The sequence below is a fragment of the Micromonospora sp. NPDC053740 genome (assembly GCF_040677775.1).
GTDB lineage: Bacteria > Actinomycetota > Actinomycetes > Mycobacteriales > Micromonosporaceae > Micromonospora > Micromonospora alfalfae.
This window is the reverse complement of the sequence record NZ_JBFASO010000004.1, coordinates 104,738-118,833: the sequence shown is the minus strand read 5'-3', so window position 1 is coordinate 118,833 and position 14,096 is coordinate 104,738. Positions and strand designations below refer to the sequence as shown.

Below are 14,096 nucleotides of genomic sequence, written 5' to 3'. Positions count from 1 at the left end.
CGCGGGGTGGTTGACAATGTTTGAGACCGTGCTCATCGCCAACCGCGGCGAGATCGCACTGCGGGTGCTGCGCGCCTGCAAGGAGCTCGGCGTGCGAACGGCGGTGGTCTACTCCGCCGCCGACGCCGACTCGGCGGCGGTCCGCCTCGCCGACCAGGCCGTCCGGATCGGACCGGCGTCGAGTCGGCGCAGCTACCTCAACGCTGCCGCCATCGTGGAGGCGGCCCGGCAGGTGGGGGCGCAGGCCGTGCACCCCGGCTACGGCTTCCTGTCCGAGGACGCCGACTTCGCCGAGATCTGCGCCGACAACGGGCTGACGTTCATCGGCCCGCCACCGGCGGTGATGGCCGCGCTGGCCGACAAGTCCTCGGCCCGGGCACTGATGAGCCGCGCCGGCCTGCCGCTGTCGCCGGGCAGTGTCGCGCCGGTGCCGACCGTCGCCGCGGCGGCCGAGGTGGCCGACGCCGTCGGCTACCCGGTGATCGTGAAGGCCGCCGCCGGCGGCGGGGGCCGGGGGATGACAGTGGTGCACACACCGGGCGAGCTGCGCCGGGCGTACACCCGGACCCGGGCCGCCGCGCAGGCCGCCTTCGGCGACGACCGGGTGTACGTCGAGCGTTACCTCACCGAGGCGCGGCACGTCGAGGTGCAGGTGCTCTGTGACGCCCACGGCAACGGGGTGCACCTGGGCACCCGGGACTGCTCGGTGCAGCGCCGGCACCAGAAGCTGGTCGAGGAGGCGCCCGCGCCGGCGCTGCCCGCCGCCGTTCTCGACACCATCGCCGAGACCGCCCTGCGGGGTGCGCTCCAGGTCGGTTTCGTCGGTGCCGGCACGCTGGAGTTCCTTGTCGACGCCGAGGAGAAGTTCCACTTCCTGGAGATCAACTGTCGGATCCAGGTGGAGCATCCCGTCACCGAGATGGTCACCGGGATCGACCTGGTGCACGAGCAACTGCACATCGCCGCCGGCGTACCGCTGAGGTGGCGGCAGGAGGAGATCCGCCTGCACGGCGTCGCTGTGGAGTGTCGGGTCAACACCGAGGACCCCGGGCGCGGCTTCGCCCCCACCCCCGGCCGGTTGGAGCGGTTCACCCCACCCGGCGGCCCGTTCACCCGGGTGGACACCCACGCCAGCGCCGGTTACCTGGTCGGCCCCTGGTACGACTCGCTGCTCGCCAAGGTGATCGTCTGGGCCCCCGACCGGGAGTTGGCCCTCAACCGGTTGGAACGTGCCCTGGACGAGTTCGACATCGCCGGTCCGGGCGTGCACACCACGATCCCGTTCGTCCGGCGGGTGCTCGACGACGCCGCATTCCGCAAGGGCCGCTACACCACCGGCCTGGTCGAGCGTCTGCTCGCCGCGCCCGCGCTGGGGCCGACGGCCACCCCCGCACCGCGCACCGCGCCCGCCGCAGATCCCGACGCAACCCACAGGAGGACCCGATGACCGTCACCCATGGTCGCCCGATGACCGCCGAGATCACCGACATCCTGGTGGCACACTGCGGGCTGGACGCCGACGCCGCGGCCCGGGCGCCCGCCGCGTCGCTCGAGGAGCTGGGCATGGACTCGCTCGCCCTGCTGGAACTGTCGGCGGTCGTCGCCGACCGCTGGCAGGTGGCCATCCCCGAGCAGGCCGGACAGTTGAGCATCCCGGCGGTGGCCGACCTGGTCGCCCGCCGCGCCGACCCGCCCGGGCACACCGAGAACAGCGTGGTCATCGACGCGCCGCTGGGGCTGGTCTGGGAGGTCACCAACGACGTGGCCAACTGGACCGAACTGTTCACCGAGTACGCCGTGGTGGAGATCCTGCACCGCGAGGCGCACACGGTGCGGTTCCGCCTCACCATGTACCCCGACGAGAACGGGGTGTCCTGGAGCTGGGTCAGCGAGCGCACCGCCGACCCGGTGAGCAGGCAGGTCCGGGCGCACCGGGTGGAGACCGGGCCGTTCGAGTACATGCGCATCCACTGGCGCTACACCGAGGAGGCCGGTGGCACCCGGATGACCTGGACGCAGGACTTCGCGATGAAGCCGACAGCGCCTGTCGACAACGCCGCGATGACCGAGCGGATCAACACCAACAGCGTGATCCAACTCGCGGTGATCAAGGACCGGGTGGAGCGGATCGCCCGGCAGCGCGCCGACCAGGGCAGCCCGACCGCCAGCGACGCACCGACGGAGGCCGACGATGAGTGACCTGAGCACCCGCCCGATCGCCGCCCGGGACGTACCCGCCGACCGCCGGCGCGGCGGTGAGCTGCGGGTGCTGCTCGGCCCCCGCACCGTCGGCAGCACCTCAGGTTTCCTCGGGGTGGCCACGCTCGATCCGGGGGAGCGGATCGCCGAGCACTACCACCCGTACAGCGAGGAGTTCCTGTACCTGGTCCGGGGCGCGATCACCGTCGACCTGGACGACCAGCCGACGCTGCTGGCCGCCGGTGAGGGGCTGTTCGTACCGGTTAACGTGCGGCACCGGCTGCGCAACACCGGCGTCGAACCGGCCGAGGTGGTCTTCCACCTGGGACCGCTCGCCCCCCGGCCCGAGCTGGGGCACGTCGACACCGAACTGGTCGAACAGCGGGGCGGATCATGACCAGGCGTCGCACTGTGGTGACCGGGATCGGGGTGGTCGCCCCGGGTGGCGCCAGCCGGGACCGTTTCTGGAAGACCATCACCGAGGGGCGGACCGCCACCCGGCGGATCAGTTTCTTCGACCCGTCGGCGTTCCGGTCGCAGATCGCGGCGGAGTGCGACTTCGACCCGGTCGCGGCGGGGCTCAGCGAGGCCGAGCGGCGCCGGGCCGACCGGTACGTGCAGTTCGCGCTGGCCTGTTCCGCCGAGGCGGTGGCCGACGCCCAGTTGGTGCTCACCGACGCGGAACGGGACCGCGCCGGTGTGGTGCTGGGCACGGCGGTGGGCGGCACGATGGCGTTGGAGCAGGAGTACGTCACAGTCAGCGAGCACGGCCGGCGGTGGCTGGTGGACGGGGCGCGCGGTGGCCCGTACCTCTATCAGGCTCTGGTGCCCAGCAGCCTCGCGGCGGACGTGGCCTGCCGGCACGGGTTGCACGGCCCGGCGCAGGTGGTCTCCACCGGCTGCACCTCGGGCATCGACGCCATCGGGTACGCCCACCAGATGATCGTGGACGGTGAGGCGGACGTGATGCTGGCCGGCGCGTCCGACTCGCCGATCTCGCCGGTGACTGTCGCCTCGTTCGACGCGATCAAGGCGACCAGCCCGGACAACGACGACCCGGCGCACGCCTCCCGCCCGTTCGACGCCGATCGGCACGGGTTCGTGCTTGCCGAGGGCGGGGCGGTGCTGGTGCTGGAGGAGGCCGGGCACGCCCGGCGACGGGGAGCGCACATCTACTGCGAGGTGGCCGGCTACGCCAGCCGCAGCAACGGCTTCCACATGACCGGGCTGCGGCCGGACGGGCTGGAGATGGGCCTCGCCGTCACCGACGCGCTCAGGCAGGGTCGGATCCTGCCCGAGCAGGTCTCCTACATCAGCGCGCACGGGTCGGGCACCCGGCAGAACGACAGGCACGAGACGGCCGCGTTCAAGCGGGCACTGGGCCAGGCCGCGTACCGGATACCGGTCAGTTCGATCAAGTCGATGGTCGGGCACTCGCTCGGCGCGATCGGGTCGATCGAGATGGCCGCGTGCGCCCTGGCCATCGAGTTCGGTGTGGTGCCACCGACGGCGAACTGGAGCACCCGGGACCCGGAGTGCGACCTGGACTACGTACCGAATGAGGCGCGGGAGGTCCCGGTGGACGTGGCCCTCTCGGTGGGCAGCGGGTTCGGCGGTTTCCAGTCGGCGATGGTGTTCCGGCGGATGGTCGGCGCGGTGGCGGCGTGAGCGAGCGTAGCGAGCGAGCCATCAGGCACAGCAGCGTGGCGTCTCGCGCCGGCGCGGAGCGAAGCGGAGTGCTGGCGTGAGCGCCGAGGTCGCTCGCGCCGTGGTGACCGGCATCGGGGTGGTCGCGCCGAGCGGCATCGGCGCCGACGCGCACTGGCGTACCGTCCTCGCCGGCACCCGCCGGACCGGGCCGATCACGTTGTTCGACCCGGCCGGCTATCCGACCCGCTTCGGCGGGGAGGTGCCCGGCTTCACCGCCGACTCCTACGCCGACAGTCGACAGTTGGTGCAGACCGACAGGTGGACGCACCTCGGCTTCGCCGCCACCCGGCTGGCCCTGGCCGACGCCGGCCTGCCCGACCGGGCCCCCGACCCGTACGGCTACGCGGTGACCCTGGCCAGCTCGTCCGGAGGCAACCTGTTCGGCCAGCGGGAACTGCAACGGCTGTGGGGCGGTACATCGCGGACGGTCGGGGCGTACCAGTCGATCGCCTGGTTCTACGCGGCCAGCGTCGGGCAGCTCTCCATCCATCACCAGTTCAAGGGCCCGAGCGGGGTGCTGGTCGCGGAGTCGGCCGGCGGGCTGGACAGCCTGGCGCACGCCGCCCGCGCGGTACGCCGGGGCACCCCGGTGGTGATCGCCGGGGCCACCGAGTGCCCGTTGAGCCCGTACGCGCTCGCCTGCCAGTTGCGCTCGGGACTGCTCAGTGACGTCGCCGACCCGGAGCGGGCGTACCGGCCGTTCGACGTCACGGCCAGCGGCTACCTGCCGGCCGAGGGCGGAGCGGTGTTCGTGGTGGAGGAGTTGGGGCACGCCCTGGCCCGGGGCGCCCGGGTCTACGGCGAGGTGAGCGGGTGGGGCTCCACCCACGACGCCGCGCACACCACGGAGCAGAGCAGCGGCGACCCGGTCCAGTACGCGCGGGCGATGCGGTTGGCCCTGGACCGGGCGGGCGTCGCGGCCGCCGGAATCGACGTGGTGCTGCCCGACGCTCTCGGCGTGTCCCGCTACGACCGCAGCGAGGCCGAAGCGTTGCGGGCCGTGTTCGCCGACCGGCCGCCTCCGGTGACCACGCAGAAACCGCTGACCGGTCGGGCGTACCAGGGCGGGTCGGCGTTGGACGTGGCCACCGCGCTGCTCGCCTTCGCCCACGACACGTTGCCCGCGTCGGCGGGACCGGACGAGGTGGCCGAGGGCTGCGAGCTGGACTTCCTGCGCGAGCACCGCCAACCGCGAAGCCGACTCGCCCTGATCTGCGCGCGGGGCTTCGACGGGTTCAACAGCGCGTTGGTCCTGCGCGGGGCCGCGCCGATGAGGGGAGAGGCGTCATGAGCGACAAACGAGCCCGGGTGGTCTTTCTGGTGCGGGTGCCGGTGCCGCGCACCGAGCAGTTCCTCGCCGCGTACGAGAAGGTGCGACACCTGGTCGCCGACGGTGTGCCGGGGCACCTGGTCGACCAGGTGTGCCGGTCGTCGACCGATCCGGAGCAGTGGTTGATCACCAGTGAGTGGGCGAGCCTGGCCGACTTCGAAGACTGGGAACGCAGCCCCGAACACCGTGACCTGGTCCGCCCGATGCGGGAGTGCTTCACCGACGCCCGTTCGCTGCGCTTCCACATCCACGCCCAAACCCCCGCCCTGCCCTGACCGCCCCGCCGCCCCCGCCCCGTCCCGCCGCCCCCGCCCCCGCCCCCGCCCCCGTCCCGCCGCCCCCGCCGCCCCCGTCGATCATGGAGTTGTGGTGGGGGACAAAGTTTCCTTATGCGGACGAACCAGGCACCACAACTCCATGATCGGACGGGGCTGGCCGGCTTCCATCCCGCGATCTTGCGCGTACTGTCGCGACATAGAGGGCATTCAACGCATTGCAACGACCGGAACTGCAAGATCGGCGCGGTGGGGTGGGGTGGGCCGATGGCTTGGCTTCGTCCCGGGCGGTGTCCTTCAGGAGCGCGTAGGGTCCTGGAGCCATGAAGGTATTGATCTCGGTGGACCTGGAAGGCATCTCGGGGATCGTGCATCCCGCCGAGACGAACCCGGATCGGTACGACTACGAGCGCGGCCGGGCGCTGATGACGGCCGAGGCGAACGCGGTGATCGCCGGGGTCCTCGATGCCGAACCCGACGCGGTGGTGTGGGTCGCCGACGCGCACGGCACGTTTCGGAACATCCTGCCGGAGGACCTCGACCGGCGCGCTCACCTGGTGCGGGGCAAACCCCGCCCGCTGGGCATGCTCGCGGGGCTGGACGAGCAGACGGATGCCGTTCTGCTCGTCGGCTATCACGCTCGGGCTGGTGCCGGGCCCGCCGTGCTGGCCCACACGATAAGTGACGCCGTCCTCGACGTAAGGGTGGCCGGCCGGTCGTTGGGCGAGATCGGCCTCAACGTCGCCATGGCGGGGCACCTGGACGCGCCCGTCGTCCTGCTCAGCGGAGACGACACCGCCTGCACGGAATTCAGTGAGCTGGTGCCCTCGGCAGTCACCGTCGCCGTCAAGCAGACCCTGGGGCAGGCCGCCGCGGTGGCCCTGCATCCACAGGAAGCGCGGGAGCGGCTGCGCCACGCTGCCGCCGACGCGATCGCCCGGCGCGCCTCGATTCCCCCGGCGAAGATGGCCGGGCCGTTGGACGTCGAGGTCGACCTGTACGGCCCGTACATGGTCGACCTCGCAACTCTGGTGCCCGGTGTGACCCGCCTCGGCGGCGGCCGGACTGTCGCCTTCCACGCCGCCGACGTCGCCGAGGCGTACCGGCTGGTTCAGCTGCTCGTTCAACTCGCCAGCATCAAACCGAGCTAGCGCCCGGGAATCGTCGGGCTCGGCCGGTGACCGTGACGCCATCGGCCGTCCGGTTGGTACCGCGCGACGCTTGTACGAGGGGTCATGTCTCGGTGACGCTCCGCCAAGTCGCCCGCTCGATCCTGTCCGCCGAACGGGCTGTCGGCAATCCGGCGGGCCGCTGCTTCTGATCCATCCATTCGCATCTAGCAATGGCCCTGCGGCCGTCGTATGGTTCCCCGCAACACCCCGACAAGCGTACGTGATGGGCGGATTCGCCCTCTTTCATGCTGGGCGGTGAACGGCAGTGACGGCAGAAGATCCTACGGCGACCGACCCCGGCTGGGTGGACGATGTCCTTTTCGCCGGCCACCCGAACGACGTTTGTCTCCGTCTGCCCGAGCCCGTCGACCGGGCCACCCTGCACCGGTTGGTCACCGCCGCGCAGTACCGGTTGACCGCTGCCGGACTGCGCCCCGGTGGCGCCGCGGCGCTGCGGTTGCCGCCGTCGCTGGCGTACGTGGTGAACCTGCTGGCCACCTGGCGCGCCGGGGGGCAGGCGATCCTGCTCGACCACCGGCTCACCGACCACGAGGTGGACCGGGCGCTGGTCCGGTTGACCCCGCAGGTGGTGGTCGCTCCGGTGCGGACCGGTGGCGGCGCGCTGAAGATTTTCGTCGACGTCACCGAGGGCGTCACAGGGTACGCCGACCGTCCGGCGGTCAGCGGCCACGCCGTGATCCAGCTCAGCTCCGGCTCCACCGGCCCGTCCAAGGTGATCGGCCGCACCGCCGCCGACCTGGTCGCCGAGGTGCACCGCTACACCCTGATCGACGGGGTGGCGCTGCCTGGCGAGCGGCTCATACTGCTGCCCTCGATGGTGCACGTGCTCGGCCTGGTCGGTGGCCTGCTCTACGGGCTGCACGCCGGGGTCGAGCTGGTTCCGCCGCAGCGGCTCAGCGGCGACGCGGTGCTGGCCGCGATCAGCTCGGGCACCACACCGGCCACAGTGCTTGGTGTGCCGTTCCATATCGGACTGCTCGCCTCCACCCGCCCGGCTGGTCCACTGCCGCAGCTGCGGCGGATGACCACCGGTGGTGAGCTGGTGCCGGCCGCCGTCGCCCGGGCGTTCACCGATCGCTACGGGGTGCCGCTGGGCAACATGTACGGGATGACCGAGGTCGGGGTGATCGGCACCGACCTGTACGGGTCGCACCGGCCGTCGATCGCCCCCGCGCCCGGGATCGAGGTCCGCGAGTCCGGCGGTGAGCTGTGGGTGTCCTGCCCGGCGTCGCCGTACGTCGGACTGAGCGACCCGACCCGGTGGTCCGACGGCTGGCTGCACACCCGCGACGCCGGCACCGTCGATGAGGACACCGGCCTGGTCACGGTGCGCGGTCGACTCGACTCGCAGGTCTCCGTCGGTGGGATGAAGGTCGACCTGACCGAGGTGGAGGCCACCGTCGCCGAGCTGACCGGGGTGGCCGCCGCCGTGGTGGTCTGGGACGACGGCATCACCGCGTACGTCCAACCCGACGGACCGCTGTCGGAGCAGTCGCTGGACAAGCTCCTCGCCGAGCGGTTGGCCGGCTACAAGCGGCCCCGGGCGTTGCACCTGCTCGATCAGTTGCCCCGTACCACCACTGGCAAGCTGGTCCGCTCGACCGACGTGCTGCGCTCGGCGGCCGCCTCGTGACCGGGCCGCTGCACCACCTTGACGTCGACAGGCGCGCTCGCCTGCGCGGCGATCGCCAGGACGAGGCCCCGGCCCAGCCGCGGGTGACCGACCCGCAGGACCTCGGCGCCGGGCACCGGCCGCAACGGCAGCCCCGGCGGCGGCATCAACCGGCGAAGCCCGCCGCCGCGCAACCCCTGCCCGCACGCCTTGCCGACCGCCTCCTTGGCGGTCCACAGCCGCAGGAAGTCCACAGTCCGGCCGGCCTCGGGCCGATCGCCCAACCAGGCCAGCTCGGCGGGCGGGAACCAGCGGCGGGCCAGCGCGAGCGCCGGCAGCGGGCGGATCCGCTCCACGTCCACCCCGACCGCGCCGGCCCGACGGGCGGCGACCACCACCAGCCCGGCGGTGCGGCTGATGCTGACCGCCACCTCGACCCCGTCGGCGCGGACGACCGGCCGTCCTTCGCGGTCGTGCGTCAGCACCACAGCGGTGTCCGCGCGACCGAGCAGCAGGGCACTCGCCCGCCGCACCAGCTCAGCGGACGGGTCCGGCTGACCGCCGGTGTCCCGGCCGACCCACACGTAGACGGTGTCCCGACCGGACACCGTCAGCTGACCCACCTAGAGAGGGTATCCATGAGAGCCGAGGTCCGCGCCTTCGTCGTCGAGCAGCTCGCCGACATGAACTACGACGTCGAGGGGCTCGACGACGACACCACGCTCGGCCCGTCCGGCGTCGACCTGGAGTCGCTCGCCCTGGCCGATCTGTCCGTCCGGGTCGAGGACCGGTACGGCCTGACGTTCGCCGACGACGAGTCGGAGCAGCTGGCCCTGATGACTGTCGGCGAGTTCACCACAATGGTCGCCAATCGCGTCACCGAGGCGACGAGCGACAACGCCTGATGAGCGGTCAGCCCGATCTGGGGCGAGCTGACCTGATGACCATGCTCGCCGAACTCACCGCGAAACCGGCTGCCGAGGTGTCCGACCGGATCGGCTCGATGGAGCTTGCCTGGCTGGTGCACCTCGTCGAGCAGCGCTACGAGTGCCGGCTCGACCTCACCGACGACGAGCTGGCCGGCATCCGCACCGTCGACGACGCCCTGGTGGTGTTCCGGGCGTCGCTGACCGCCTCCGCAGATGGTTGAGGCGCGCGTCGCCCAGCTCACGGGTGTGCACGCGGTCAGCGCCCTGGGGCGGGGCGCCGACGCGCAGCTCGACGGTGTGCTGGCCGGGGTGCCGGCGTTCGCAGCGGTGAGCCGATTCGACACCGCCGCCCGCCGGGTCACAGTGGCGGCCACACTGCCCGAGGTCGCCACCCTCCCCGACGAGTTGGCCGCCGCTATCGACGCGGCCTGCCGGGCGGCCGGCCTGGACCGCGCGCAGCGCACCGGGTGCGCCCTGCTGCTCGCCGTGCACGGCGGCCCGGCCCCGGGCCCGGCGCCGGCCGTGCTCGCCGGACAACTCGCCGCCCGATGTGGACTCTCGGGTCACACCCGGGTCTACACCAGCGCCTGCGTGTCGGCGAGCACGGCGGTGGCCGATGCCGCCGCCCGGATCACCCGCGGTGACGTCGAGCGGGTGGTGGTCGCTGCCGGCTACCTGGTGGAGTCGGACCAGTTCGCGCTCTTCGACGCCGGTCGCGCCCTCGCTGTCGACGGGGCGGTCCGCCCGTTCAGCGCCGGCCGCCGGGGGTTGCTGCTGGGTGACGGCGTGGCCGCGGTGGTGCTGGAGTCGAGCACCGGCCGACGACGCGGTGTCGATCCGGTGGCCACAGTTGTCGGTTGGGGGCGGGCCGGCGACGCGTTCCATCCCTGCCAGCCGGAGCCCGGTGGCAGCGGACTGGCCCGCGCTGTCGGCGGCGCGCTGCACCGGGCCGGGCTGGCACCGCAGTCCGTCGGCTACGTCAACGCCAACGCCACCGGAACTGCGCAGAGCGACGCCGCCGAGGCGGCCGCCCTGCGTCGGGCCCTCGGTGGGCATGCCGACCGGGTCCCGGTCAGCTCCACGAAGTCGGTGCACGGGCACGCGCTGGAGGCCTCCGGGTTACTCGAACTGGTGGTCACCGCGCTCGCGCTGCGCCACGGTGAACTGCCTGTCAACGCCGGCTGGCTCGCCCCCGACGAGTCCTGCCCCGTGAACGTGGTCAAGGACCGTCCCCACAAGACGGAAGCCACCCACGCCCTGACCCTCAACGCCGCCTTTGGCGGCGCCAACACCGCTCTCCTGGTCGGCCGCGAATGACCGCCCCCGAGTCCCCGCGATCTTGCACTTTCTGCCCCGACGATTCCGACCAAGCACCCGAAACGACGACCGAAACTGCAAGATCGACGGGGGTCACGGCGGGGGTCGGGGCGGGGGTCAGGGCCCGGGCTTGCTGGCCTGAGGGTGGGGACGTCGCGGGCGCGGCGGCGGGGGTGCCGGGGTTCGTGCACTCGGACTTCGCACCGGTGGTGGTGGCCGTCGCCGAGCGGTGTCTGCGGCGGGGGTACGGGTCGGCGGGAGTACCGGCCGGGGTGCGGACGGGGATCGTGCTGGTCAGCGCCAGCGGTGATCTCGCCAGCGCCCAGCACGTACGGGCCACCGTCGAGGCCGGCGGGCGGGTCGGCCCGCTGTTCTTCTTCCAGTCCGTGCCCAACAGCGTCGCCGGGCACCTCGCGGCCCGCTGGGACCTGCACGGCCCGGTGGTCTGCCTCAGCCCGACCGGCGACCCGTACACCGACGGTGTCGCCGAGGCCGACCTGCTGTGCGACGACGGCGACGCCGACGAGGTGTTGCTGATCCTGATCGAACAGGCACCCGACGGGCCGACCGAGGCGGTCGCGGTGCTGATGGGGGGAGGAGCAGGACAATGAGGAAACGGGGACTGCGCGGCGCACTGGCCGCCGACACCGAGCTGGGTGCGGGCAACGTCCTGGCCCGGGTCCTGGCGCACGGCGCCGACCCGGACGGGCCCGGACTGACCTTCGACACCGCCGTCGACGGGCACCCCGCCGAGACGCCGCTGACGCTGGGGCGGCTCGACGAGCGGGTCGCCGCCCGCGCCGCCTGGCTGCACGAACAGGGGGTACGCCCCCGCGATCCGGTCGCCGTCTGGGCCTCCGCCGCCGCCGACATGGTGCTCAGCTTCCTGGCGCTGGCTCGGCTCGGCGCGATCCCGGCGCTGATGAACGGCAAACTCCGCCCGGAGATCGCCGCCGAGTACATCCGACGCCTGCGCGGCGTCGCTGTGCTGGCCGACGACGAGCACACCGCGCTGCTGGCCGGGCACGACCTGGGCGTACCGCTGCTCGGCACTCCCGCGCAGGCCGGCGCGGGTGACCCGGCCACGGCCCCGGCGCACTACCGGCACCACCCGGACGACCCGATCGTGATCACCCACACCTCTGGGACGACCGGGGTGCCCAAGGCGGTGCTGCACTCGCACGCCAGCCTCTTCGCGGCCACCCGACACCTGCTCACCATGCCGCAGGCGCAGGGCACCACCCGGATCCTCAACGCGCTACCCGCACCGCACACCGCCACTGTGCTGATGGTCAACCAGGCGCTGGGCAACCGCGCGCAGATGTTCCTGCTCTCCGAGCAGGGCGGCGAGCAGGTGCTGGACGCCATCCAACGCTGGCGCCCCGACGGGGTGTTCGGTTTCTCGGTCACCTGGGCGGAGCTTGCCCGCTTCGACCTGTCCGGGTACGACCTGGACTCGGTGCGGCTGTGGTTCAACACCGGCGACGCCTCGCACGAGCCGCACATCCGCCGCCTGGTCGCTGTCGGTTGGCGCGACACCATCACCCGCGACGGGGTGGCGAAGGTGCCCGGCTCGGTCTTCATCGACGGGCTGGGCTCCAGCGAGATGGGGCACTCGATGTTCCACATCACCCACCGCGCCGACACCGACCGGTACGGCCGCTGCATCGGCCGCCCGTACCGGTTCGCCACCGTCGCGGTGCTCGACGCCGACGGGGAGCCGGTGCCGGTCGGCGAGGTGGGTTTCCTGGGCATCGACTCGCCGTCGCTGTTCCGGGGCTACTGGAACGACTCGGTCACCACCTACCGCTTCCGCCAGCGTGGCTGGTACCTCACCGGTGACCTGGTCCGCGCCGACGCCGAGGGCCGCTACTACCACCTGGACCGGGCGGTGGACTCGGTCGACGCCGGCGACGGGCGGCGCTTCTACACGGCGTTGTCCGAGGAGCGCATCCTCGCCGCCTGTCCGGACGTCACCGACTGCACTGTGGTGATCGTCGCCGAGGCCGGCGCGGTCGTCACCGACGTGCTGCTGGAGTTGGCCGCCGGCGCCGACGCGGCCGAGGACCGCACCGAGCGGGTCCGGGCCGCCCTCGGCCCGGACGTCGGCGCCACGCTGCGCCGGGTCGTGCCGGTGCGCTCCGCCGACATCCCGGTCACCGTGACCGGAAAGGTCCGCAAGGTGGTCCTACGCGAGCGCTACCTCACCGAGGCCAGCTCGTGACCGCGTTGATCACGGGGATGGGTCTGTTCACACCGGTCGGGCGGGGCGTCGAGGAAACCTTCGACGCGCTGACCACCGGCCGGTCCGGGCTGACCCGCCCGCCCGAGGGGCACCCGGCGAGCACGTCGCTGGACGTCGCCGGCCTGCTGCCCGACATCGACCCACGCACCGTCGCGTCCGGGCCGGAGACCCGGGTGCTGGACCGGATCGTCGTCCTCGCCCTGCTCGCCGCCGCCGACGCTCTCACCGACGCCGGCATCGAGGTGGGCCGCGACGTCGACCCCGACCGGATCGGTGTGATCGTCGGTGGGGTCGGCGGAATGGCCACCCTGGAGTCGCAGGTGCTGGCCCGGGCGGCCCGGGGTCGGGCGGCGGTCAGCCCGTACCTGCTCACCGGGATCCTGCCGAACATGCCGGCGGCGCGGATCGCCATCGCGCACGGCATCCGGGGCTACAGCTCGTCGGTCGGCACCGCCTGCGCCTCCGGCGCCCAGGCAGTCGCCGACGGGGTGCGGCTCATCGCCACCGGCGAGGTCGACGTGGTGCTCTGCGGGGCCAGCGAGGCGCCGCTCTTCCCGACCTTCGCCGACACCTTCGGCAACGCGCGGGCGTTGGCGCGCGCCGGCACCGACCCGGGCCGGGCGAGTCGGCCGTTCGACACCTCCCGCAGCGGCTTCGTCCTGTCCGAGGGTGCCGCCCTGCTGGTGCTGGAGCGCGCCGAGCACGCCGCGGCGCGCGGCGTCGCCGGGTACGCCGAGGTGGCCGGCCACGGCGCGACGACTGACGCGTACCACCCGACCGCCCCCCGCCCGGACGGCGCCGGCGCTGCGGCGTGCATCCGCCGGGCGCTGCGCAGCGCCGGTGTGCCGGCGGCGGCGGTCGGTTACGTCAACGCACACGGCACCGGCACGAAGCTGGGTGACATCGCGGAGACCACCGCCCTGGCCGACGTCTTCGGCGTCGGCGGTGTGCCGGTCAGCTCCACCAAGGCGCTCACCGGTCACCTGCTCGGCGCGTCCGGGGTGCTGGAGGCGGCGGCCACCGCGTTGGCGCTCGGTCGAGGGCTGCTGCCGCCGACGTACCACCTCGACGATCCGGATCCGGCCTGCCCGGCGGACCACATTCGTGGCACGCCCCGCACCGCCGACCTGGAGTACGCGGTGACCAACTCGTTCGGGTTCGGCGGCCAGAACGTGAGCCTGCTGCTGGCGCGCGTCGCCGAGCCGAGGGGGTGATCGAGGCGGCATCCCGGGCGGGGTGTGCCCGGACGGCAACAGGGGGAATCGGGTGGGAAGGGTTTCAGGGGA

Annotated in this window: 15 protein-coding genes; 14 read left to right on the top strand and 1 reads right to left on the bottom strand. The window is 72.8% G+C overall.

Annotated elements, in window-relative coordinates; all coding sequences use genetic code 11:
• Positions 1 to 16 precede the first annotated feature (16 nt).
• From AB0K35_RS13295 to AB0K35_RS13260, 8 genes are all read left to right on the top strand, one after another.
• Positions 17 to 1,447, top strand: a complete 1,431-nt coding sequence (locus tag AB0K35_RS13295; protein WP_363885376.1) for an acetyl-CoA carboxylase biotin carboxylase subunit — start codon at positions 17 to 19, stop codon at positions 1,445 to 1,447.
• A complete protein-coding gene (locus AB0K35_RS13290; protein ID WP_363885374.1) occupies positions 1,444 to 2,199 on the top strand; it encodes an SRPBCC family protein in 756 nt (251 codons plus the stop codon). The genes AB0K35_RS13295 and AB0K35_RS13290 overlap by 4 nt, the downstream gene beginning before the upstream one ends.
• Positions 2,192 to 2,596 (top strand): cupin domain-containing protein, encoded by a 405-nt coding sequence (locus AB0K35_RS13285; RefSeq protein WP_363885372.1) that lies wholly within the window; start codon positions 2,192 to 2,194, stop codon positions 2,594 to 2,596. Before AB0K35_RS13290 ends, AB0K35_RS13285 begins: the two co-directional genes overlap by 8 nt.
• Positions 2,593 to 3,867 (top strand): beta-ketoacyl-[acyl-carrier-protein] synthase family protein, encoded by a 1,275-nt coding sequence (locus AB0K35_RS13280; RefSeq protein WP_238672272.1) that lies wholly within the window; start codon positions 2,593 to 2,595, stop codon positions 3,865 to 3,867. The genes AB0K35_RS13285 and AB0K35_RS13280 overlap by 4 nt, the downstream gene beginning before the upstream one ends.
• 76 nt (positions 3,868 to 3,943) lie before the next feature.
• Positions 3,944 to 5,200 carry a beta-ketoacyl synthase N-terminal-like domain-containing protein gene (locus AB0K35_RS13275; protein WP_363885370.1) on the top strand — a complete coding sequence of 419 codons (1,257 nt, stop codon included), beginning with the start codon at positions 3,944 to 3,946 and terminating at the stop codon, positions 5,198 to 5,200.
• On the top strand, positions 5,197 to 5,514 hold the full coding sequence (locus AB0K35_RS13270; RefSeq protein WP_238672270.1) for an antibiotic biosynthesis monooxygenase family protein: 318 nt from the start codon (positions 5,197 to 5,199) through the stop codon (positions 5,512 to 5,514). Before AB0K35_RS13275 ends, AB0K35_RS13270 begins: the two co-directional genes overlap by 4 nt.
• Positions 5,515 to 5,837: 323 nt before the next feature.
• Positions 5,838 to 6,665, top strand: coding sequence for a M55 family metallopeptidase (locus tag AB0K35_RS13265; protein ID WP_363885368.1), 828 nt, complete (start codon positions 5,838 to 5,840; stop codon positions 6,663 to 6,665).
• A gap of 325 nt (positions 6,666 to 6,990) precedes the next feature.
• The gene (locus AB0K35_RS13260) at positions 6,991 to 8,340 is read left to right on the top strand and encodes a class I adenylate-forming enzyme family protein (RefSeq protein ID WP_363885366.1); all 1,350 of its coding nucleotides are present in this window, start codon (positions 6,991 to 6,993) and stop codon (positions 8,338 to 8,340) included.
• Here the strand turns inward: AB0K35_RS13260 and AB0K35_RS13255 are convergent.
• Positions 8,268 to 8,942 (bottom strand): 4'-phosphopantetheinyl transferase superfamily protein, encoded by a 675-nt coding sequence (locus AB0K35_RS13255; protein ID WP_363885364.1) that lies wholly within the window; start codon positions 8,940 to 8,942, stop codon positions 8,268 to 8,270. The genes AB0K35_RS13260 and AB0K35_RS13255 overlap by 73 nt on opposite strands.
• A gap of 15 nt (positions 8,943 to 8,957) precedes the next feature.
• Between AB0K35_RS13255 and AB0K35_RS13250 the strand changes: the two genes are divergently transcribed.
• The 6 genes from AB0K35_RS13250 (at position 8,958) to AB0K35_RS13225 (ending at position 14,024) form a co-directional block, all read left to right on the top strand.
• Positions 8,958 to 9,224 carry an acyl carrier protein gene (locus tag AB0K35_RS13250; protein WP_238672266.1) on the top strand — a complete coding sequence of 89 codons (267 nt, stop codon included), beginning with the start codon at positions 8,958 to 8,960 and terminating at the stop codon, positions 9,222 to 9,224.
• Positions 9,224 to 9,469, top strand: coding sequence for an acyl carrier protein (locus AB0K35_RS13245; protein ID WP_210781760.1), 246 nt, complete (start codon positions 9,224 to 9,226; stop codon positions 9,467 to 9,469). The genes AB0K35_RS13250 and AB0K35_RS13245 overlap by 1 nt, the downstream gene beginning before the upstream one ends.
• Complete coding sequence (locus AB0K35_RS13240; RefSeq protein ID WP_238672265.1) at positions 9,462 to 10,565, top strand: beta-ketoacyl synthase N-terminal-like domain-containing protein; 1,104 nt, start codon at positions 9,462 to 9,464, stop codon at positions 10,563 to 10,565. The genes AB0K35_RS13245 and AB0K35_RS13240 overlap by 8 nt, the downstream gene beginning before the upstream one ends.
• A 173-nt stretch (positions 10,566 to 10,738) precedes the next feature.
• The gene (locus tag AB0K35_RS13235; protein WP_363885361.1) at positions 10,739 to 11,176 is read left to right on the top strand and encodes a beta-ketoacyl synthase chain length factor; all 438 of its coding nucleotides are present in this window, start codon (positions 10,739 to 10,741) and stop codon (positions 11,174 to 11,176) included.
• Entirely contained in the window at positions 11,173 to 12,789 is a 1,617-nt protein-coding gene (locus AB0K35_RS13230) for a class I adenylate-forming enzyme family protein (RefSeq protein ID WP_238672263.1), read from the top strand. The genes AB0K35_RS13235 and AB0K35_RS13230 overlap by 4 nt, the downstream gene beginning before the upstream one ends.
• Positions 12,786 to 14,024, top strand: coding sequence for a beta-ketoacyl-[acyl-carrier-protein] synthase family protein (locus tag AB0K35_RS13225; RefSeq protein ID WP_238672262.1), 1,239 nt, complete (start codon positions 12,786 to 12,788; stop codon positions 14,022 to 14,024). The genes AB0K35_RS13230 and AB0K35_RS13225 overlap by 4 nt, the downstream gene beginning before the upstream one ends.
• The last annotated feature ends 72 nt before the right edge of the window (positions 14,025 to 14,096 follow it).

Bases quoted from the DNA above. Each gene is read 5' to 3' on its own strand.
- AB0K35_RS13250 (WP_238672266.1), top strand. From the start codon at position 8,958: ATGAGAGCCGAGGTCCGCGCCTTCGTCGTCGAGCAGCTCGCCGACATG.
- AB0K35_RS13295 (WP_363885376.1), top strand. From the start codon at position 17: ATGTTTGAGACCGTGCTCATCGCCAACCGCGGCGAGATCGCACTGCGG.
- AB0K35_RS13280 (WP_238672272.1), top strand. From the start codon at position 2,593: ATGACCAGGCGTCGCACTGTGGTGACCGGGATCGGGGTGGTCGCCCCG.
- AB0K35_RS13245 (WP_210781760.1), top strand. From the start codon at position 9,224: ATGAGCGGTCAGCCCGATCTGGGGCGAGCTGACCTGATGACCATGCTC.
- AB0K35_RS13230 (WP_238672263.1), top strand. From the start codon at position 11,173: ATGAGGAAACGGGGACTGCGCGGCGCACTGGCCGCCGACACCGAGCTG.
- AB0K35_RS13240 (WP_238672265.1), top strand. From the start codon at position 9,462: ATGGTTGAGGCGCGCGTCGCCCAGCTCACGGGTGTGCACGCGGTCAGC.
- AB0K35_RS13285 (WP_363885372.1), top strand. From the start codon at position 2,192: ATGAGTGACCTGAGCACCCGCCCGATCGCCGCCCGGGACGTACCCGCC.
- AB0K35_RS13265 (WP_363885368.1), top strand. From the start codon at position 5,838: ATGAAGGTATTGATCTCGGTGGACCTGGAAGGCATCTCGGGGATCGTG.
- AB0K35_RS13290 (WP_363885374.1), top strand. From the start codon at position 1,444: ATGACCGTCACCCATGGTCGCCCGATGACCGCCGAGATCACCGACATC.
- AB0K35_RS13270 (WP_238672270.1), top strand. From the start codon at position 5,197: ATGAGCGACAAACGAGCCCGGGTGGTCTTTCTGGTGCGGGTGCCGGTG.